Source organism: Rhodococcus sp. BE178, from assembly GCF_050433545.1.
Lineage (GTDB): Bacteria > Actinomycetota > Actinomycetes > Mycobacteriales > Mycobacteriaceae > Prescottella.
In genome coordinates this window covers 1-18,855 of sequence record NZ_JBNPXA010000011.1, presented here as the reverse complement: position 1 = coordinate 18,855, position 18,855 = coordinate 1, and the positions used below count along the sequence as shown (strand labels likewise).

At 69.0% G+C, this 18,855-nt stretch carries 20 protein-coding genes; 12 read left to right on the top strand and 8 right to left on the bottom strand.

Annotated features, from left to right (window positions below; genetic code table 11):
- Positions 1-13 precede the first annotated feature (13 nt).
- A complete protein-coding gene (locus J2X34_RS18740) occupies positions 14-625 on the bottom strand; it encodes a biotin transporter BioY (protein ID WP_114720030.1) in 612 nt (203 codons plus the stop codon).
- Between the two features lie 233 nt (positions 626-858).
- On the opposite strand from J2X34_RS18740, the gene J2X34_RS18735 reads away from it, so the two are divergent.
- Positions 859-1,044, top strand: a complete 186-nt coding sequence (locus tag J2X34_RS18735; protein ID WP_429519055.1) for a hypothetical protein — start codon at positions 859-861, stop codon at positions 1,042-1,044.
- Here J2X34_RS18735 and J2X34_RS18730 read toward each other — a convergent pair.
- Positions 1,041-1,922 (bottom strand): LysR family transcriptional regulator, encoded by an 882-nt coding sequence (locus J2X34_RS18730; RefSeq protein WP_114719814.1) that lies wholly within the window; start codon positions 1,920-1,922, stop codon positions 1,041-1,043. The genes J2X34_RS18735 and J2X34_RS18730 overlap by 4 nt on opposite strands.
- Before the next feature lie 85 nt (positions 1,923-2,007).
- Between J2X34_RS18730 and J2X34_RS18725 the strand changes: the two genes are divergently transcribed.
- Both J2X34_RS18725 and J2X34_RS18720 read left to right on the top strand, forming a co-directional pair.
- Complete coding sequence (locus J2X34_RS18725; RefSeq protein WP_174909727.1) at positions 2,008-3,228, top strand: MFS transporter; 1,221 nt, start codon at positions 2,008-2,010, stop codon at positions 3,226-3,228.
- Between the two features lie 4 nt (positions 3,229-3,232).
- Positions 3,233-3,946 carry a PIG-L deacetylase family protein gene (locus J2X34_RS18720; RefSeq protein ID WP_429519045.1) on the top strand — a complete coding sequence of 238 codons (714 nt, stop codon included), beginning with the start codon at positions 3,233-3,235 and terminating at the stop codon, positions 3,944-3,946.
- A gap of 4 nt (positions 3,947-3,950) precedes the next feature.
- Here the strand turns inward: J2X34_RS18720 and J2X34_RS18715 are convergent, their stop codons facing one another.
- Together J2X34_RS18715 and J2X34_RS18710 are read right to left on the bottom strand one after the other, a co-directional pair.
- Positions 3,951-4,841 carry a diacylglycerol kinase gene (locus J2X34_RS18715; protein WP_174909731.1) on the bottom strand — a complete coding sequence of 297 codons (891 nt, stop codon included), beginning with the start codon at positions 4,839-4,841 and terminating at the stop codon, positions 3,951-3,953.
- Positions 4,838-6,466, bottom strand: coding sequence for an FAD-binding oxidoreductase (locus tag J2X34_RS18710; protein ID WP_114719822.1), 1,629 nt, complete (start codon positions 6,464-6,466; stop codon positions 4,838-4,840). The genes J2X34_RS18715 and J2X34_RS18710 overlap by 4 nt, the downstream gene beginning before the upstream one ends.
- 20 nt (positions 6,467-6,486) lie before the next feature.
- On the opposite strand from J2X34_RS18710, the gene J2X34_RS18705 reads away from it, so the two are divergent.
- The 7 genes from J2X34_RS18705 (at position 6,487) to recX (ending at position 13,105) form a co-directional block, all read left to right on the top strand.
- The gene (locus J2X34_RS18705) at positions 6,487-7,095 is read left to right on the top strand and encodes a TetR/AcrR family transcriptional regulator (RefSeq protein ID WP_114719824.1); all 609 of its coding nucleotides are present in this window, start codon (positions 6,487-6,489) and stop codon (positions 7,093-7,095) included.
- Between the two features lie 36 nt (positions 7,096-7,131).
- The gene (locus tag J2X34_RS18700; protein ID WP_429519038.1) at positions 7,132-8,643 is read left to right on the top strand and encodes a glycerol-3-phosphate dehydrogenase/oxidase; all 1,512 of its coding nucleotides are present in this window, start codon (positions 7,132-7,134) and stop codon (positions 8,641-8,643) included.
- Positions 8,644-8,747: 104 nt separating this feature from the next.
- Entirely contained in the window at positions 8,748-9,731 is a 984-nt protein-coding gene (locus J2X34_RS18695) for an LLM class F420-dependent oxidoreductase (protein ID WP_114719827.1), read from the top strand.
- An 82-nt stretch (positions 9,732-9,813) separates the two neighbouring features.
- Positions 9,814-10,959 carry a glycosyltransferase gene (locus tag J2X34_RS18690; RefSeq protein WP_429519036.1) on the top strand — a complete coding sequence of 382 codons (1,146 nt, stop codon included), beginning with the start codon at positions 9,814-9,816 and terminating at the stop codon, positions 10,957-10,959.
- Positions 10,960-10,999: 40 nt separating this feature from the next.
- On the top strand, positions 11,000-11,194 hold the full coding sequence (locus J2X34_RS18685; protein WP_114719831.1) for a DUF3046 domain-containing protein: 195 nt from the start codon (positions 11,000-11,002) through the stop codon (positions 11,192-11,194).
- A 194-nt stretch (positions 11,195-11,388) separates the two neighbouring features.
- Positions 11,389-12,426, top strand: coding sequence for a recombinase RecA (recA, locus tag J2X34_RS18680; protein ID WP_114719833.1), 1,038 nt, complete (start codon positions 11,389-11,391; stop codon positions 12,424-12,426).
- 64 nt (positions 12,427-12,490) lie between these two features.
- Entirely contained in the window at positions 12,491-13,105 is a 615-nt protein-coding gene (gene recX / locus J2X34_RS18675; RefSeq protein WP_114719835.1) for a recombination regulator RecX, read from the top strand.
- 52 nt (positions 13,106-13,157) lie between these two features.
- Here recX and J2X34_RS18670 read toward each other — a convergent pair whose 3' ends face one another.
- From J2X34_RS18670 to J2X34_RS18655, 4 genes are read right to left on the bottom strand one after another with little or no spacing between them, the layout of a single operon-like run.
- Positions 13,158-14,081, bottom strand: coding sequence for an amino acid ABC transporter permease (locus J2X34_RS18670; RefSeq protein ID WP_174909742.1), 924 nt, complete (start codon positions 14,079-14,081; stop codon positions 13,158-13,160).
- On the bottom strand, positions 14,078-14,761 hold the full coding sequence (locus tag J2X34_RS18665) for an amino acid ABC transporter permease (protein ID WP_114719839.1): 684 nt from the start codon (positions 14,759-14,761) through the stop codon (positions 14,078-14,080). The genes J2X34_RS18670 and J2X34_RS18665 overlap by 4 nt, the downstream gene beginning before the upstream one ends.
- A 15-nt stretch (positions 14,762-14,776) precedes the next feature.
- Positions 14,777-15,616, bottom strand: coding sequence for a glutamate ABC transporter substrate-binding protein (locus J2X34_RS18660; protein ID WP_114719841.1), 840 nt, complete (start codon positions 15,614-15,616; stop codon positions 14,777-14,779).
- Positions 15,617-15,638: 22 nt separating this feature from the next.
- Positions 15,639-16,367 carry an amino acid ABC transporter ATP-binding protein gene (locus J2X34_RS18655; protein ID WP_174909744.1) on the bottom strand — a complete coding sequence of 243 codons (729 nt, stop codon included), beginning with the start codon at positions 16,365-16,367 and terminating at the stop codon, positions 15,639-15,641.
- Positions 16,368-16,553: 186 nt separating this feature from the next.
- Between J2X34_RS18655 and miaB the strand changes: the two genes are divergently transcribed.
- Together miaB and J2X34_RS18645 are read left to right on the top strand one after the other, a co-directional pair.
- Positions 16,554-18,071 (top strand): tRNA (N6-isopentenyl adenosine(37)-C2)-methylthiotransferase MiaB, encoded by a 1,518-nt coding sequence (miaB, locus tag J2X34_RS18650; RefSeq protein WP_429519032.1) that lies wholly within the window; start codon positions 16,554-16,556, stop codon positions 18,069-18,071.
- Positions 18,059-18,697: an Rv2732c family membrane protein gene (locus tag J2X34_RS18645; RefSeq protein ID WP_114719847.1), complete on the top strand. Its 639-nt coding sequence runs from the start codon at positions 18,059-18,061 to the stop codon at positions 18,695-18,697. The genes miaB and J2X34_RS18645 overlap by 13 nt, the downstream gene beginning before the upstream one ends.
- Positions 18,698-18,855 lie beyond the last annotated feature (158 nt).

Here is an 18,855-nt window from a genome sequence, read left to right as displayed (position 1 = left end):
TGCAGCAGTCGATCTATGCGGCGTCGGCCCGCACCGGTGCTGCGGGGAAGGGGCGCGCGGCGAGCGCGGGGTACGCCCGGTGGACCTGCGCGGCGACGACCGCGGCGACGACCGCCTTGATCACGTCGCCCGGCAGGTAGGTGAGGTTCGCGGCGAACGCGCCGGAGACCGTGAGATCCGTCTTCAGGAGCATGCCGGGGATGCCGAATGCGTACAGCACCACGATGCCGCCGATCACGTTGACGGCGATGCCGCCGAAGACGTTGTACTTGGGCAGCATCTTGTAGCTGAGCCATCCGATGACGGCCGCCGCGGGCAGCCAGCCGATCAGGAAGCCCGCCGTGGGGCTGGCCAGGGAGACGAGCGTGGTCCGCCCACCGGCGAGGACCGGCAGCGCCAGACCGAGGACGATCACCGTGAGCACCGACAACGTGCCCTTGCGGGGGCCGAGGAGGGCGCCGGCGAGCATGACGCCGAGGGTTTGCAGTGTGATCGGTACCGCCGAGCCGCCGACGTTGATCGTGCCGGGCAGACCCAGCGCCACGATGAGGGCTGCGAAGACGGCGATCTGCGCCAGATCGCGGGCGGTGTTGCGGGGAGTGCCCGTGGGGGATGACGGCGACACGGCTATCGACTGCTCCTCGTGGTGTTCGCGAACGGGACGGATCGGGTCCAACCCGCCGAGCTTATGTCAACCCGCCGGTCACGACGTATCCCAGTCCGGTCGGCGGCCTCAGGGTGATCACCCATCTTTCCCTGAACTTGCCGCTGAGCTGCTGATTTCCGATTCGGCACGTGCAACCATCGAGGTGCCGCGCTCGTAGGATCGTAGGTAGAGAACCAAGCAGGAGGCACATCGTGTTCTGGAAGATTGTCGGCATCGTGGCGCTGGTGTGGATCGCGTTCATGTTGGTCGGTGCGCTGGTGAAGGGGCTGTTCTGGATCTTGGCGGTGAGCGCGATCGTGTTCGGGCTCTACATGCTGTTCAAGGCGGTGTCGGGAACCTCCGGCAGCGATCGCAGCACCGACAAGACCCGGTTCTAGCGTCCGGCCAGGTGACGATCGACGAGGTCGGCGAATGCGCGGCCGGTCGGCGTCACCAGCGTCGGTTTCGAGATCATGTGCACCGTGCGGATCGGGGCGTCGGCGATCCGCAGCAGATGCAGTCCGGGGCGGGTGATCGCGTCGGACTCCGGTAGGAAGCCCACTCCGACGCCGGCCGCGGTGAGTGCGGCCACCAACGTCGCCGAACCGGCCTGCGCCACGACGGTGCGCGGCAGGCCCGCCATGGTGAACGCGTCGTCGCTCTGACGACGCGCCCCCGTTCCCTCCGGGAAGTCGATGGTCGGCACCCCGGCGAGGTCGAGCAGGGTGACCGCGGTGCGGGACGTCCACGGATGTTCCGGTCCGACGACGGCGACGAGCTGTTCGGTGCCGAGCACGCGGGCGGTCAGCCCGGCGCGGGGCCGGGTGTGCCACAGCCCGATGAATCCGAGGTCGAGGTCGCCGGCGTCGACCTGCTCGACGATCGATTCACTCATCGACGACACGACGTGCACGTCCACCCCGGGGTTCGCATCCAGGAACGTTCGGACGAGTGCGGCGAGGTCGACCTGGGTGAGGGTCGTGATGGTGCCGATCCGAAGGGTGCCGCTGACGGTGCGTCCGGTGGCGGACACTTCGCCCCGGAGCCGTTCGGCCGCCGCGAGCACCTCCCGGGCGTGGAGCACGAAGGATTCACCGGCTTCGGTCAGTTCCACGCGGCGGCTCGTGCGGATGAAGAGCGGGGTCCCGAGTTCGTGCTCGAGCTGTTGCACCTGGTGGCTGAGGGCGGACTGGGCGACGTGGAGGCGCCCGGCGGCACGGGTGAAGTGCCTCTCCTCGGCGACCGCGATCGCGTATCGCAGCTGGCGCAGTTCCATCGCACTACCTCGATCTGGTTTGACGATCAATCCGATCTGATTCAGATGTTAGACAGATGATTGCTCGGGGTAAAGAATTGCTCGCGTGAGTGTCACCGAATCCCGAACCCCGACCCGTCCGGTGCTGTCGCCGGGACTGCTCCTCGTCATGGCCGTCGCCACCGGTCTGTGCGTGGGCGGCAACTACTTCAACCAGCCGCTGCTGGACTCGATCGCGTCGGCCCTGGACGTGGATCAGTCGACTGCCGCGGTGACCGTCACCGTGTCGCAGGTGTTCTACGGGCTCGGGCTGATGTTCCTGGTGCCGCTGGGGGACCTGTGGGACCGACGGGTGCTGAGCGTCGGGCTGATGCTGCTCGCCGCCGTCGGCCAGGCCGTCTGCGGGTTCGCGCCGTCGATCGGGTGGCTCATGGTGGGCACCGCGATGGCGGGCCTGTTCTCGGTGGCGGCGCAGGTGCTCGTGCCGTTTGCCGCCCAACTCGCCGAACCGGGGCGCTCCGCGACCGCGGTCGGCACCGTGATGAGCGGCCTCATGGTCGGGATCCTGCTGGCCCGCAGTGTCGCCGGACTGCTCACGCCCCTGGGGGGATGGCAGACCGTGTACCGCGTGAGTGCGGTCGCGATGCTGCTGATCGCCGCAGTGCTGTGGCGGGCGCTGCCGAGTTCGCGGGATCGGCACGGTCTGGGCTACGGCGCGATCCTCGCGTCCATGGGTGCGCTCCTGCGCGATCAGCCCCGCCTGCGCACGGCGACGGCCATGAGCGCGCTCAGCTTCGCGGCCGCGAGCACGGTCTTCGCGGCGATGGCGTTCGTGCTCGCGGCCGAACCGTTCGGCCTCGACGACGTCGCGATCGGACTCGTGGGGCTGGCTGGTGTCGCGGGTGCGGTGATGGCGAACGTGGCCGGACGTCTCGCTGATCGGGGGCTCGCGCAGGCGACCGCCGGCGTGGGGGCGGTGGTGCTGCTCGCGTCGTGGGTGCTGTTCGGACTCGGCGGCACCAGCCTGCTCGCGTTCGTACTCGCGGTCCTGATCTCGGATGTCGCGCTCAAGTGTGTGCACGTGAGCAATCAGGGTGTCATCTACGCGCTTGCGCCGCAGGCGCGCTCGCGCGTGACGGCGGTCTACATGACCGGGTACTTCGTAGGCGGCGCTGCCGGATCCGCGCTGGGGTCGCTGGTGTGGGCGACGCACGGGTGGGCCGGGGTGTGCTGGGCGGGCGCGGGCCTGTCGCTCGCCGTTCTCGCGGTGTGGTGGCTCGATCTGCGCGTTTCCGCGCGCGCGGTCGTCGCCGCGGAGGCATCCTGAGGACATGGAACCCATTCCCGAGGACTGGCAGCGCGGGTTGGTGATCGTCGCCCATCCCGACGACATCGAATACGGGGCCGCGGCGGCTGTCGCCCGATGGACGGACCAGGGCAAGGACATTCGGTACGTCCTGGTCACGAGTGGTGAGGCGGGGATCGCGGGCCTGCACCCCCAGCAGTCCGGGCCGCTGCGCGAGGACGAGGAGCGACGTTCGGCCGCGATCGTGGGTGTGTCGCAGGTGGAATTCCTCGGCTATCCCGATGGCCGGATCGAATACGGGCTGGATCTGCGCAGGGACCTGGCCCGGGTGATCCGGACGCACTGCCCCGAGATGGTCGTCACGATGAACCACCGCGAGACGTGGGGGCCGGGGTTCCTGAACAGCGCCGACCACCGGACCGTCGGGCTCGGTGTCCTCGACGCCGTCGCCGACGCCGCGAACGAGTGGATCTTCCCCGAACTCACCGAACCGCCATGGGCGGGCGTGCGGTGGGCCGCCGTGAACACGATGGTCGGGACCACGCACGCGGTGGACGTCGCCGCGACGGTCGAGCGCGCCGTCGAATCGCTGTGCGAGCACCACGCGTACCTCGAGGCGCTCAGCGACGAACCGGTGTTGGACCAGGCGGCCCGGCAGATCGAGATGTCCACCGGGCCCAAGCCTGGATTCGACGCCGAACGGGCCGTCGGCTTCGAGTTGTACGTCTTCGGCGGCTGACCGCCTAGGAGAGCGGGGCGCCGACGATGACGCGTCCCGCACCCGGGACGGCCTCGACGTCGATCGGCAACTGCCCGACGAACTCGCCGTCGGCGTACGACGTGACGGGGATGCCGGTCTCCAGCCGCAGCTTTCGGGTCCGGAACGTCTGCACCTCGTCGAGGTCGACGTGCGTGCCCTTGTAGACGGTGGGGAACAGGCGCACCAGCTTGAACCGGCCACCCGATGCGACCACGGTGACGTCGAGGAGGCCGTCGTCGAGTTTCGCATTCGGTGTGATGAGCATGCCGCCGCCGTAGGAGGTGCCGTTGCCGACCGACACCATCGTCGCGTCGAGTTCGATGGTGCGGTCGTCGAGCACGATCCGGTAGGGGATCGGCTTCAGCCGCGCCAGTTCGACCACCATCGCGAGGTTGTAGCGCATCGGGCCCTTGGGCCACCGCATCCGGTTGGCGCGGTCGGTGACGAGGGCGTCGAATCCGCTCGACAGCACGGTGCCGAACCAGCGGTCGCCGGTCCGCGCCAGGTCGACGGTCGCGACGTCGCCCGCGGCGATGATGTCGGCGGCCGCCGCCGGGTCGTCGACCGGGATGTGGAACAGGCGCGCGTGGTCGTTGCCGGTGCCGCCGGGGACGATGCCCAGCGGAGTCCCGGTCTGCGCCAGCGCCTGCCACGCGATGCTGACCAGGCCGTCGCCGCCGGCGGCGACCAGTGCGTCGGTGCCGTCGGCGACGGCCTTGCGTGCCAGTTCCAATGCCTCGTCCGCGGACCGGCCCTCGATCTCGGTGACCGTGACGCCGCGTTCCCGCAGACGGGCCACGGCGGCGGCGGACGCCCACGGGGCGTGGCCGCTGCCCGCGGCCGGATTCGTCAGGACCGTGACCGATTTCGTCATGGGATGAGCTTGCCAGGGTTGAGGATTCCGGCGGGGTCGATTGCGTCCTTGACCGCCCGCAGGACGCGCGCACCCAGCGGACCGACCTCGGTCTCCATCCACGGCCGATGGTCGCGGCCCACCGCGTGGTGGTGGGTGATGGTGCCGCCCGCGGCCATGATCGCATCGCCCGCGGCGCGCTTGGCGGTGGCCCACTGCGACAGTGGATCGTCGGCCTGTGCGCACACCACGGTGAAGTACAGCGACGCACCGGTGGGGTAGGTGTGTGAGATGTGGCACATCACGAGGGCCGGCGTGCCCTGTGCCGCAAGCGATTCGGTGAGAGCAGTGGTGACTGCGGTGCGCAGGTTCGCGAGGTTGGACCAGCGCGTGGCGGTTTCGAGGGTCTCGGCGATCGCGCCGGCGTTCAGCAGCGCGTCACGCAGGTAGGGGGCGTCGAAGCGGCCGTGCTCCCACGACTGTGCGGGCCCCTCACCCAGCGCGGTGCCACCGGTCGCGGCGAGCAGTGCGGTCGCCTCGGCGTAGCGGGCCTCGACGTGGGCGTCGGTGCCCTCGAAGGTGGTGATGGCGAGGCAGCCCGCGGTGGGGCTGTCGCCGCCGATGTCGCCGGCCAGCGCCAGGTTGATGCCGGTCTCGGCCTCGTCGGACAGACGCATCACGGTGGGCGCGGACCCGGACTGGACGACGGCGCGCAGCGCGGCGGCGCCGGTCTCGAAGTCGGGGAACGACCAGGCCTGGTACCCGGTGCGTTCGGGGACCGGGTGCACGCGCAGGCCCACCTCGGTGATGATGCCGAGAGTGCCCTCGGAGCCGACGAACAACTCGCGCAGGTCGGGGCCGGCCGCCGAGGCGGGACCGCGTCCGAGGTCGAGGGTGCCGGACGGGGTGGCGACGCGCAGCCACTCGACCATGTCGTCGAAGCGGCCGTACCCGGCGGACGCCTGTCCCGACGACCGGGTCGCGGCGAACCCGCCGATCGTGGCGAACTGGAAGCTCTGCGGGAAGTGGCCGAGGGAGAACCCGTGCTCGCCGAGGACCTGCTCCGCCTGCGGGCCGGTCAGGCCGGCCTGCAGCGTCGCGACGCCGGACACCGGATCCAGATCGGTGAGCGCGTTCAGTCGCTGCAGGTCGAGGGCGACTACTGAGTGGAACCGGCCGCGGGCGGGGTCGACACCGCCGACGACGCTGGTGCCGCCGCCGAACGGGACCACCGCGACACCCTCGGCCGCGCAGAACCGCAGCAGTGCCAGCACCTCGTCGTGCGAGCCGGGCAGTAGGACCGCGTCAGGAGCGTCCTGTGGGTCGGTGGCCTTGCGGCGCAGCAGGTCCGGGGTGCTCTTGCCGCCGGCGTGCCGCAGGCGGGACGCGTCGTCGGTGCGGACGTGGTCGGCGCCGAGGAGTTCGCGGAGGGCGGCGATGAGGGCGTGGCCGAGGGTGCTCTCGCGCAGCGTCACGTCGGACTCGGTGGGCGGCGCTGCCTGTTCGACGGAGACCCCGAGTGCCTGCTGGAGCAGGGTCGTGATCTGCGGCGACAGGTGTCGGCGGGACTCGGCGACACCCCAGGCGTCCCACTCCATGGTGGGGGCCGTGGTGGCGGGGACTTCGGGCACGAAGGCATCGGACATGCGTTACAGTGTTACACACGATGTCTATCTGTAACGAAGTTTCTGGATCTGCCGGGGAGTCTCCGAGTGTCGACGACCAGATCCTCGACGCGGCACGCTCGTGCGTGCTCGACTTCGGGCTGCGTCGCACGACGCTCGCCGAGGTCGCCCGCCGCGCCGGCGTGAGTCGGCCCACCGTGTACCGGCGTTGGCCGGACACCCGGGCGGTCGTCGCCGACCTGCTGACCCGCGAGATCCGTACGGCGATCCCGGACATGATCGGTGACGCTCCCGCGCGGCTCCAGCTCGTGCAGGCCGTCGTCGACGTCGCGACGGAGATGCGCGATCACCCCCTGTTCGAGAAGATCCTGCGATCCGACCCGGACATGCTCATGACGTATGTCGTCGATCGACTCGGAACGAGTCAGCGGGCCATCGTCGAGGTGGTCGCGGCCGCCATCGCCGCCGGACAGCACGACGGCTCGATCCGCACCGCAGACCCGGTGCACATGGCGACGATGGTGCTGCTCACCGTCCAGTCGGCGGTCCAGTCGGCGCGGATGGTGGCCGAGCTGCTGCCGGCGGCCGCGCTCGTCGAGGAACTGCGTGTCGCCGTCGACTCCTATCTAGCGCCACGCTCGGTGCTCTGACCACCGACCACCACCGACCCACTTCCAGGAGGAACAGTGCAGGACAATGCGCAGTCCGCGCTCAACGCCCAGCGTCGCAGTCGGGAACTGTCCGATCTCGGGGACGGCGGTGTCGTCGACGTCCTGGTGATCGGTGGCGGCATCACCGGCGTCGGAACGGCACTGGACGCCGCGTCGCGCGGCCTGCGCACGGTGCTGGTCGACAAGCACGACCTCGCCTTCGGGACCAGCCGGTGGAGTTCGAAGCTGGCACACGGCGGACTGCGGTACCTGGCGTCCGGCAATGTCGGGATCGCGCGGGAGAGTGCCGTCGAGCGCGGAATCCTCATGACGCGGACGGCGCCGCACCTCGTGCGGGCGCTGCCGCAGTTGGTGCCGCTGCTGCCGTCGGTCAGCTTCTTCGAGAAGTCCCTGGTCCGGACCGGATTCCTCGCCGGTGACGCGTTGCGGATCACCGCTCGGACGCCCGCGTCGGTGCTGCCGCGGTCCCGTCGGGTCGGGGCGGCGCGGGCCGCGCAGCTCGCGCCCGCCGTCCGCCGCGACGGCCTGCGTGGCGGTCTCCTGGCGTTCGACGGACAGCTGGTCGACGACGCCCGTCTCGTCGTGGCCCTCGCCCGGACCGCGGCCGCCCACAGTGCGACGATCCTGACCCGCGTCGGCGCGTACGACGTGACCGGCGAGTCGGCCCGCCTGCGGGACGAGATCACCGGCGAGGAGATGACGATCCGTGCCCGAGCCGTTGTCAATGCCGCGGGTGTCTGGGCCGGGCAGGTGGACCCGGACATCCGGCTCAAGCCCAGTCGCGGCACGCACCTGGTGCTGCCCGCGGAGTTGTTGGGGAACCCCACCGCGGCGCTCACCGTGCCCATCCCGGGCGAGACCAACCGTTTCGTGTTCGCGCTGCCGGCGCAGCTGGGGCGCGTGTACCTGGGCCTGACCGACGAGGCCGTCGACGGTCCGCTGCCCGACGTCCCCGCCGCATCCGACGGCGAGATCGATTTTCTGCTCGACACCGTCAACACCGCGCTGGCCACTCCGATCACGCGCGCCGACGTCGTCGGCACGTACGCGGGTCTGCGCCCGCTCCTCGACAGCGGCGAGGGGAAGACCGCGGATCTGTCCCGCAACCATGCGGTGCTGCGTTCGTCGAACGGTGTCGTCAGTGTGGTCGGCGGCAAGCTCACGACGTACCGGAAGATGGCGCAGGATGCGGTCGATGCGGCCGTCGCTGCAGGCGGTCTGACGGCGCGATCGTGCGTGACGACGGACCTGCCCGCAGTCGGGGCCACGCGCACCGCGCCTCGCAACCTGCCGCCGTCGCTGGTCGCGCGGTACGGCAGCGAAGCGGGCCTGGTGGCCGAGGCGGGGGCGCTCACGCCGATCGCCGAGGGTATCGACGTCACGCATGCCGAACTGGCGTTCGCGGTGAGCCACGAGGGCGCGCTCGACGTCGACGATCTGCTCGACCGCCGCACCCGGATCGGATTGGTCGCGGCCGATCGGGAGCGGGCGATGCCAGCCGCGGAGGACGCGTTGACCCGCGACTGATCGCGGCAGTGTCAGGGGCCGGTGATCGCGACAGCGTCACGGCCGAGTGAACCGCGAGTAGGAAGGGGCGCGCGAATACCGTTGCGGGCGTAGCGTCGAATGTCATGAGTATTCGACTCGGGTACCAGATTCCGAACTTCAGCTACTCGACTCCCGTCCGCGACCTGTTTCCGACTGTCATCGCCCAGGCTCGGGAGGCGGAGGCGGCCGGATTCGACGCCGTGTTCGTGATGGACCACTTCTACCAACTGCCGGGGATCGGCGAGCCCGACGAGCCGATGCTAGAGGCCTACACGGCACTGGCCGGAATCGCGACGGCCACCGACTCGATCCAATTGTCCGCACTGGTCACCGGCAACACCTACCGGAACCCGGCGATGCTCGCCAAGACGGTGTCCACGCTCGACGTCGTCAGCGGCGGCCGGGCGGTCCTCGGCATCGGCGCCGGCTGGTTCGAGCTCGAACACCAGCAGTTGGGATTCGAGTTCGGCACGTTCACCGACCGGTTCGAGCGGCTCACGGAGGCGCTCGCGATCATCTCGCCGATGCTCCACGGCGACCGGCCGACGTTCGAGGGCAAGTGGTACCACGTCGAGAACGCGATCAACGAGCCCCGCATCCGCGACGACCTGCCGATCATGCTCGGTGGCGGCGGCGAGAAGAAGACGTTCGGACTCGCGGCCCGCTACGCCGACCACCTCAACATCATCGCGAACGCGACCGAGCTGCCGCGCAAACTCGAGGCCCTCGCACAGCGCTGCGAGGAGGTCGACCGTGACCCGAAGACGCTCGAGACGAGCTTTCTCGCGTTCGTGATGCTCGACGAGGACGGGGACAGGGCCCGCGAGATGCAGCGCGAGTTCCTGCTGTCGCGTGGCGTGGACCTGTCGGCACTGTCGGTGGCCGAGCGGGCCGTCGCGACGGATCGGCAGTTCGTCGGCAGCCCGGACGAGGTGGCCGAGCAGATCAAGACCCGGGTACTCGACGTGGGCGTCGACGGCGTGATCGTCAATCTGGTGGCCAACGGACACCAGCCGGGCATCGTCGAACTGGTCGGACGCACCCTCGGGCCGCTCGTTCGCGGCTGACCGCAGGCGCGCGACCGAAACCCGCGCAGCGCGGAATCGCTGACCGCGCTGCAGCGGGCCGCCGGTGTGGCACCCTGAGCGGATGCGAGTAGCTGTTGTCGCCGGACCAGAGGCCGGTCATGCCGTCCCGGCCCTGGCGCTGTGTCGGAAATTCGTTGCCGCGGGCGACGATCCGGTGTTCTTCTCCGCGGGACGGTGGCTCGACGTCGCACGTGGCATCGGGATCGAGGCGCGCAAGCTCGGTGGTCTCGCGCCGCGCGAGTTCGACGACGACTCCGACTCCGGATCGAAGATCCACGGTCGGGCGGCGCACGTCTCGACGGCGCTGCTGCCCGACATGCGTGACGTCGCGCCCGATCTCGTGGTGTCCGACATCATCACCGTCGGCGGCGGCATGGCTGCCGAACGGCTCGGGGTGCCGTGGGTGGAGTTGTCGCCGCACCCGCTGTACCTGCCGTCGAAGGGCCTGCCGCCCATCGGGTCGGGTATGGCGCCCGGCACCGGTGTCGGCGGCCGCCTCCGGGACGCGCTGCTGCGGGCCGCGACCGCGCCGTCGATCCGGAAGGGGCGGGTCCAGCGCAGCGAGGCGCGGGTGAGCGTCGGCCTGTCCGCCCGGGACCCGGGCCCGGCGGCGCGGCTGATCGCGACCCTGCCAGCGCTCGAGGTGCCGCGCCCGGACTGGCCGTCGAACGCGCATGTCGTCGGGCCGCTCGTGTGGGAGCCTGCCGACAACGTGCTCGACCCGCCGCCGGGGGACGGGCCGCTGGTGGTCTTGGCGCCGTCCACCGCGTCGACGGGGGCCGGCGGCATGCTCGACACGGCGATCCGGGCGCTCGACGGGCTGGGTGTGCGGATGCTCGTGACCCTGTTCGACAAGCCCGAGATCGATCTGCCGGACTGGGTGCGTGCCGGGTACGGGCGGCAGGACGAGATGCTGCGGAATGCGTCGGCGCTGATCTGCGGCGCCGGCCACGGTGTGCTCGCGAAGGGACTCCTGGCAGGTGTGCCGGCGGTGACGGTCCCCGGTGGCGGGGACCAGTGGGAGGTCGCGAACCGGGTCGCCCGTGGCGGTCTGGGGGTGATGATCCGCCCGCTGGAGGTCGCGACGCTGCGGGACGCGGTGCGGAAGGTCCTCGACGACCCGGCCTACGCTGCCGCCGCGCGGCGGGCGGCCGACGGGATCGCGGACGTCGCCGACCCGGTCGCGGTGTGCCGGGCGGCGGCATGAGCGGCGTGGCGGTCCGGCCGATTCCGCTACGGTGGCACATGTGCGACTGACCGAATTCCATGATCTCGTCCGGGAAGAGTTCGGACAGGTACGCGGCGACTCCCTGCTGGTCGACCACGTCATCCTCAGCCTGGGCGGGAAGACCGCCGTCGACGCCATCGAGGACGGCGAGGATCCCCGCGCGGTGTGGCGCGCGCTGTGCGACGAGTTCGACGTTCCGCCGCAGCGTAGATAGCGCGGCGCCGGCGGTGCGGCACCCCCGCCGGTGATTGACTCGAACAGATGTTCGCTTATGCTGGGATCATCCGTTGTCGTCCACACGTTGCGGCTGAGTGCGGCGGTTCGGACCGTTCGAGCCGGCGAAGTTGTCGGTACCGGGCTCTAACCTGATCCCAGATCGCTGGACGAGACTTCGAAAAGGGGACCACGATGGCACCACAGGCACACGACCGCGACAAGGCGCTCGAGCTGGCTCTGGCACAGATCGACAAGAGCTTCGGCAAGGGCTCGGTGATGCGTCTGGGTGAGGAGGCTCATCAGCCCATCGCCGTGATCCCCACCGGATCGATCGCGCTGGACGTGGCGCTGGGTATCGGCGGTCTGCCCCGCGGACGCGTCGTCGAGATCTACGGTCCGGAGTCCTCGGGTAAGACGACGGTCGCGCTGCACGCGGTGGCGAACGCGCAGGCCGCCGGCGGCATCGCGGCGTTCATCGACGCCGAGCACGCGCTCGATCCGGAGTACGCCCGCAAGCTCGGTGTCGACACCGACGCCCTCCTGGTCTCGCAGCCCGACACCGGTGAGCAGGCGCTCGAGATCGCGGACATGCTGATCCGTTCCGGCGCCCTCGACATCATCGTCGTCGACTCGGTGGCCGCGCTGGTGCCGCGCGCCGAGATCGAGGGCGAGATGGGCGACAGCCACGTCGGTCTGCAGGCGCGACTGATGAGCCAGGCGCTGCGCAAGATGACCGGTGCCCTCAACAACTCGGGCACCACGGCGATCTTCATCAACCAGCTGCGCGAGAAGATCGGTGTGATGTTCGGCTCGCCCGAGACCACGACCGGTGGTAAGGCGCTCAAGTTCTACTCCTCGGTCCGCCTCGACGTCCGCCGCATCGAGACGCTCAAGGACGGCACCGACGCGGTCGGTAACCGCACCCGCGTCAAGGTCGTCAAGAACAAGGTGTCGCCGCCGTTCAAGCAGGCCGAGTTCGACATCCTCTACGGCCAGGGCATCAGCAAGGAGGGCTCGCTGATCGACATGGGCGTCGAGCACGGGTTCATCCGCAAGTCCGGATCCTGGTACACGTACGAGGGCGATCAGCTGGGCCAGGGCAAGGAGAATGCCCGCAAGTTCCTGCTCGAGAACACCGACATCCGCGACGAGATCGAGAAGAAGATCAAGGAGAAGCTCGGTATCGGTGCGGTCGTGACCGACGACAGTGCCGAGTCGGCCGACTTCTAGGCCGGTGAGTGTCGTACCCCGCCCGGCCGGCGATGCCGATCGGGCGGGGGAGAACCACCCAACGATGACCGACGGCGAAACGGATCACGGCCCCGAACGGCGCACGAGCCGCTCGGGCAGGGGGCGTTCACGGGGTCGCCAGGTCGGCCCGGACGGGGAACCGTTCGAACTCCAGGGCTCCCCGGAGACGCTCGCGGCGCGGGCCAAGGACGTGTGTCTGCGGCTGCTCACCGATCGTGCGCGCAGCCGCGCGGAACTCGAGCAGAAGCTGGCGCAGAAGGGCTACCCGCAGGCCGTCGTGGAGCGAGTCCTCGACCGCCTCGCCGAGGTCGGCCTCGTCGACGATGCCGCGTTCGCGGAGCAGTGGGTCCACTCTCGGCACACCTACTCCGGTCGCGGCCGGCGGGCACTCGCAACGGAACTGCGCCGCAAGGGCATCGACCAGCAGACGTCCACCGAGGCGCTGTCGCAGATCAGTTCCGACGACGAACACGAGAAGGCCGCCGAACTGGTCCGCAAGAAGCTCGTACGTATCACCGCTGAGGACATCGCAGACCGCGACGACAGAGAAAAATTGATGCGCCGACTCGTCGGCATGCTCGCGCGCCGCGGCTACCCGGCATCCATGTCGTTCGCCGTCGTCAAGGCGGAACTGGACGACCTCGGCTCGGAAACGTGAAGGGCTCGCGGAGGATTGATTCCTCCGCGAGCCCTTCACGGTGCTCGTACCGTCAGAGTCGCGGCTGCGACTTCACGGTGTCGCTGAAATCGTCGATGCCGGGGGCGCCGTCGAGTTCGTTGGTGTCGATCGGCACGACGACCGGGCGGGTGCCCTTCTTGCCGCCGCTGCGGAGCCGCTTCTCGAGCCACGTCGCGAAGGACGTGAGCGCGAAGTTGATGATCACCATGATCACGCCGACCACGACCAGTGCTGCGAAGAAGTTGCGGTAGTACGACGCCGCCTGCTGGCCGCTGCGGATCAGCTCGATGTAGCCGATCTGGTAGCCGAGCGCCGAGTCCTTCAGCGCAACCACCATCTGCGACACCAGGGCCGGCAGCATCGTGGTGATCGCCTGCGGCAGCAGGATCAGCCGCATCATCTGGCCCTTGCGCATACCGAGCGCTGACGCGGCCTCGGTCTGACCCTTCGGCAGCGACAGGATGCCGGCCCGCAGGATCTCGGCGATGACCGAGCCGTTGTACAGGGTCAGGCCCACGACGACCGCGGCCAGCGCCAGCTGGTTCGACGGGAACACGCCGTACTGGGCGAACGCCTGGTAGGCGAAGATCATCAGGATCAGCACCGGAATCGCCCGGAAGAACTCCACGAACGCGCCGCAGATCCAGCGGACCCACCGGTGATCGGAGAGTCGACCGATGCCGAGGACCGCGCCGAGGATCAGCGCGAACACGATCGACAGGGACGCCGCGAGCAGCGTGCCCTTCAGGCCCGGCAGTAGGTAGGTGGTCCACGTGAAGTGGTCCAGGAACGGCGACCACTTGTCGGCCTCGAGCTGGCCGTTGTCGGCCAGCACGTTGAGCACGTACAGCGCGACCGCGACGAGGACGATGCCGAAGACGATCGCGATCAGCCGGTTCCGTACCCGGGCCCGGGGGCCGGGGATGTCGAAGAGAACGCTCGACTGCTGGGTCATCGCTTCACCGCCAGACGCTTGCCGAGGTAACCGAACAGAAAGCCGACCGGCAGCGTCAGGATCATGAATCCGATCGCGAAGATCGCGAAGACGAGGAACAGCTTGTCGGCCTCGTTCTCGATCATCGTCTTCATGAGCAGTGACGCCTCGGCCACACCGATGGCCGAAGCGATCGTGGTGTTCTTCGTCAACGCGATCAGCACGCTGCCCAGGGGCGCGATGACCGCGCGGAACGCCTGCGGCAGCACGATCATCCGGACACTCTGGGTGAACGTCAGGCCCAGCGAGCGGGCCGCCTCGGCCTGGCCGAGCGGAACGGTGTTGATGCCCGACCGCAGCGACTCGCACACGAAAGCGGCGGTGTAGACGACGAACCCGAGCACCGCGAGCCGGAAGTTGTTCTGATCGATGAACTTCGGGGAGTCCTCGGGGGCGAAGTACACGCCCAGGTTCTGGTAGAGGCCCACCGAGCAGAACACGATGATGAGCGTCAGCGGTGTGTTGCGGAAGATGTTGACGTACCAGGTCGCGAAGATCCGGAGGATCGGCACGGGGGAGACCCGCATCGCGGCGAGGAGCGTGCCCCAGATCAGGGCGCCGAGCGCCGACCAGAAGGTGAGCTGCACCGTTGTCCAGAACGCGCTGACCAGCTGATCACCGTAAGTATCAAGTAGTCCCATTTCACCTCCTCCGCATCAGTACCGGTCGACGGCCGGCGGCGCGGGAAGCGCATAGCCGGACTCGCCCATGGTGTCCTCGAGTGCCCGCTGCCAGGCCCCGGTCGCGATCATGTCCTCGATCGCATCGTTGATCTTCATCCGTGCTTCCGTATCGCCCTTCGGTAGACCGACTCCGTAGGGCTCGGTGGTGAACGGTTCACCGGCAAGCTTGAACTCACCGGGGTACTGGGCGGAGTATCCGGCCAGGATGATGTCGTCCGTGGTCAGGGCGTCGACCTTGCCGCGGTGCAGAGCCTCGACGCACGACGAGTAGCTGTCGAACTGCTGCAGCTGCACGCCGGGGTACGATTTCTTGATCTTCTGCGCCGGGGTGGAGCCCGACACCGAACACAGCTTCTTCCCACCTTGGAGGGACTCGGGTCCGGTGATCGTGTCGTCATCGGCGCGGACCAGAAGCGACTGCCCCGCGATGTAGTACGGGCCGGCGAAGTCGACGACCTTCTTGCGGTTGTCGGTGATCGAGTACGTGCCGACGACGAAGTCGACCTCGCCGTTCTTGATCAAGTTCTCGCGCTGCGCCGACGGGGCCTCGCGCCACGTGATGCCGCTCTCGGGAACACCCAGGTAGTTCGCGATGTACTTGGCGACCTCGACGTCGAAGCCGGTCATCGTCTTGTCCGGCTCGCGCAGCGCCAGTCCGGGCTGGTCGTACTTGGTGCCGATGGTGAGGTGCCCGTCGGCGGCGTCGGCGAGCACGTCCCGTGGCTCGCTGCTGCCGCACGCCGAGGCCGTCAGCACGACCGCGGTGAGGGCTGCGACGACGGACAGGATGCGGGGGGATCTGATTCGTCTCATGGTGTTTTCCTCCGCCCCGGTGTCAGTGGCCGAGGATCTTGCCGAGGAAGTCCTTGGCGCGATCGGACTCGGGTGCGGTGAAGAACGTGTCGGGGTCGGAGTCCTCGATGATCGAACCGTCGGCCATGAAGATGATCCGGTCGGCGGCCTTGCGCGCGAATCCCATCTCGTGGGTGACGACGATCATGGTCATGCCTTCCTTGGCGAGGTTGACCATGACGTCGAGGACCTCGTTGACCATCTCGGGGTCCAGCGCGGAGGTGGGCTCGTCGAAGAGCATCACCTTGGGATCCATCGCGAGTGACCGGGCGATCGCCACGCGCTGCTGCTGTCCGCCGGACAGCTGCGCGGGGTACTTGTCGGCCTGCGACTCGATGCCGACCCTCTCGAGGAGCGCCAGGGCGCGCTCCTTCGCCTCGGCCTTGTCGATCTTGCGGACCTTGACCGGCGCCAGCATCACGTTCTCGAGCACCGTCTTGTGGGCGAACAGGTTGAAGCTCTGGAACACCATCCCGACGTCCGAGCGCAGCCGCGCGAGGGCACGGCCCTCGGCGGGGACTGCGACGCCGTCGATCGTGATGGAGCCGTTGTCGATCGGCTCGAGTCGATTGATCGTGCGGCACAGCGTCGACTTGCCGGACCCCGAGGGGCCGAGCATCACGACGACCTGGCCGGCCGGAATCTCGAGTTCGATGTTCCGTAGAACGTGCAGGTCGCCGTAGTGCTTGTCGACACCCTTCATCAAGATCATCGACGGGGTCCCGGGAGCCGTTCCGGTTGTCTCAGGCTGCGTCATAACGCGTAACCCTATATGGACTGTTTGCGTACCCGCTGGTCTAGAGCCGATCGATCTTGAACGATACAGTCGCGGCGGTCGCCGTCGGTGGACCAATGTGGCCCCGACAGGCGGTTTTGTGCGGGGCCGTACCCTGGACGCGTGGAGACGATCGACCAGAACGCCGGGCGCAGCTACGAGGTCCGCACGTACGGCTGTCAGATGAACGTGCACGACTCCGAGCGGCTCTCGGGTCTACTCGAGGACGCCGGTTACACCAGGGCTGTGCCGGGGGATCAGGCCGACCTCGTGGTCTTCAATACCTGTGCGGTGCGTGAGAACGCCGACAACAAGCTGTACGGGAATCTGAGCCATCTCGCTCCGGTCAAGGAGGAGCGCCCCGGGATGCAGATCGCCGTCGGCGGCTGTCTCGCGCAGAAGGACCGCGACACCGTGGTGAAGAAGGCCCCGTGGGTCGACGTCGTGTTCGGCACTCACAACATCGGTTCACTGCCGGCGCTGCTCGAGCGGGCCCGTCACAATCAGAAGGCCGAGGTCGAGATCCTCGAATCGCTCGAGGCGTTCCCGTCGACGCTGCCGGCCAAGCGCGAGTCCGCCTACGCCGGATGGGTGTCGATCTCCGTCGGCTGCAACAACACCTGCACGTTCTGCATCGTGCCCGCGCTGCGTGGCAAGGAGGTCGACCGGCGCCCCGGCGACATCCTCGCCGAGGTCCAGGCGCTCGTGAACGAGGGTGTCCTCGAGGTGACACTGCTCGGGCAGAACGTAAACTCGTACGGCGTCTCGTTCGCCGACCCCGAGATCCCGCGGGACCGCGGCGCCTTCGCGAAGCTGCTGAGCGCGTGCGGGCAGATCGAGGGGCTCGAGCGGGTGCGGTTCACGTCCCCGCATCCGGCCGAGTTCACCGACGACGTCATCGAGGCGATGGCGACCACCCCCAACGTGTGTCCGCAGCTGCACATGCCGCTGCAGTCCGGCTCGGATCGGGTCCTCAAGGCGATGCGCCGGTCGTACCGCAGCGCGAAGTTCCTCGGAATCATCGAGAAGGTTCGTGCCGCGATGCCGCATGCCGCGATCACGACCGACATCATCGTCGGCTTCCCGGGGGAGACCGAGGAGGATTTCCAGGCGACCCTCGACGTGGTGCGGCAGGCGCGGTTCACGAGCGCCTTCACGTTCCAGTACTCCAAGCGTCCGGGCACCCCGGCCGCCGAGATGGACGGCCAGCTGCCGAAAGCCGTTGTGCAGGAACGCTACGACCGGCTGATCGCGCTGCAGGAGGAGATCACCCTCGACGAGAATCGCAAGCTCGTCGGCACCGAGGTGGAACTGCTGGTGACCGCGGGCGACGGCCGCAAGAACGCCGAGACCGCGCGCATGAGCGGACGCGCACGAGACGGTCGCCTGGTGCACTTCCGTCCCGAGGGCAACCTCGACGGCGACCTGCGCCCCGGCGACGTGATCACCGTCGTCGTGACCGGTGCTGCCCCGCACCACCTGGTCGCGGACAATCTCGTCCTCACCCACCGGCGCACCCGCGCCGGCGACTCGTTCGAACGAGGGGTCACGCCGAAGACCCCGCCGATCGGTGTCGGGCTGGGGCTGCCGCAGGTCGGCGCCCCCGCACCGCTGCCAGCACAGATGGGATGCAACGCATGAGCACCTCGGACAGCGGCGACGCTTCCGGTAGCGAGAACCGGCCGGACCGAGACGGCCCGGGTGTCCCGGGCGTTCCGGATCCGATGGACGAGTACCAGAAGGACTTCGAGGCCGCCGAGAAGAAGGTCGCGGGGGAGATCGACCCCGGCATGCGCGCAGTCGTCGTGGCCGTGTGCGTGCTGGTGCTCCTGCTGTCGTTCACGCTGCCGCACACCGGATCCGTGAACGGCTGGGACGTACTCGTCGGCAATCAGGACGCGATCGACGAGAACATCAAGCTGCCGTCGCGCATCTTCGTGTGGATGGCACTCGTGTTCGGCGGAGTCTTCTCGATTCTCGCGCTCGTGACCCGGCGGTGGGTGCTGGCGTGGATCGCGTTGGCCGGTACCGCGGTGTCGGCGGTGTTCGGCATGCTCGCGATCTGGTCGCGGCAGACCCTCCCGGCGACTGAGGCCTCGAGTTCGGGTCCGGGATTCGGTCTCGTGCTGGGCTGGATCACGGTCATCGTCCTGACCTTCCACTGGATCAAGGTGGTGTGGAGCCGGACCGCGGTGCAGCTCGCTGCCGAGGAGGCGCGCCGCAACGCCGCGAGCGAGGACTCGGCGCGCGAGGACTGGCAGAACTGAGTTCCGGCGACCCAGGTCGCCCGAAACACGAGTGAGGGGTGGGGGGGGGGGCGGGGGGGGGCCCCCCCACCCGGAAGCGGGACGGGAAGGGTCGGCAGGGCGCGGCGGGGGCGGCGCGGCCCGCAGCACACAGGGCGGAGTGGGCGGGGGTGGGGCCC

What these genes read in the sequence shown, in the direction of transcription:
- J2X34_RS18730 (WP_114719814.1), bottom strand. Translation starts at nt 1,922, where the DNA reads ATGGAACTGCGCCAGCTGCGATACGCGATCGCGGTCGCCGAGGAGAGG.
- J2X34_RS18720 (WP_429519045.1), top strand. Translation starts at nt 3,233, where the DNA reads ATGGAACCCATTCCCGAGGACTGGCAGCGCGGGTTGGTGATCGTCGCC.
- J2X34_RS18715 (WP_174909731.1), bottom strand. Translation starts at nt 4,841, where the DNA reads ATGACGAAATCGGTCACGGTCCTGACGAATCCGGCCGCGGGCAGCGGC.
- J2X34_RS18710 (WP_114719822.1), bottom strand. Translation starts at nt 6,466, where the DNA reads ATGTCCGATGCCTTCGTGCCCGAAGTCCCCGCCACCACGGCCCCCACC.
- J2X34_RS18705 (WP_114719824.1), top strand. Translation starts at nt 6,487, where the DNA reads ATGTCTATCTGTAACGAAGTTTCTGGATCTGCCGGGGAGTCTCCGAGT.
- J2X34_RS18695 (WP_114719827.1), top strand. Translation starts at nt 8,748, where the DNA reads ATGAGTATTCGACTCGGGTACCAGATTCCGAACTTCAGCTACTCGACT.
- J2X34_RS18690 (WP_429519036.1), top strand. Translation starts at nt 9,814, where the DNA reads ATGCGAGTAGCTGTTGTCGCCGGACCAGAGGCCGGTCATGCCGTCCCG.
- recA (WP_114719833.1), top strand. Translation starts at nt 11,389, where the DNA reads ATGGCACCACAGGCACACGACCGCGACAAGGCGCTCGAGCTGGCTCTG.
- recX (WP_114719835.1), top strand. Translation starts at nt 12,491, where the DNA reads ATGACCGACGGCGAAACGGATCACGGCCCCGAACGGCGCACGAGCCGC.
- J2X34_RS18670 (WP_174909742.1), bottom strand. Translation starts at nt 14,081, where the DNA reads ATGACCCAGCAGTCGAGCGTTCTCTTCGACATCCCCGGCCCCCGGGCC.
- J2X34_RS18665 (WP_114719839.1), bottom strand. Translation starts at nt 14,761, where the DNA reads ATGGGACTACTTGATACTTACGGTGATCAGCTGGTCAGCGCGTTCTGG.
- J2X34_RS18660 (WP_114719841.1), bottom strand. Translation starts at nt 15,616, where the DNA reads ATGAGACGAATCAGATCCCCCCGCATCCTGTCCGTCGTCGCAGCCCTC.
- J2X34_RS18655 (WP_174909744.1), bottom strand. Translation starts at nt 16,367, where the DNA reads ATGATCTTGATGAAGGGTGTCGACAAGCACTACGGCGACCTGCACGTT.
- J2X34_RS18645 (WP_114719847.1), top strand. Translation starts at nt 18,059, where the DNA reads ATGCAACGCATGAGCACCTCGGACAGCGGCGACGCTTCCGGTAGCGAG.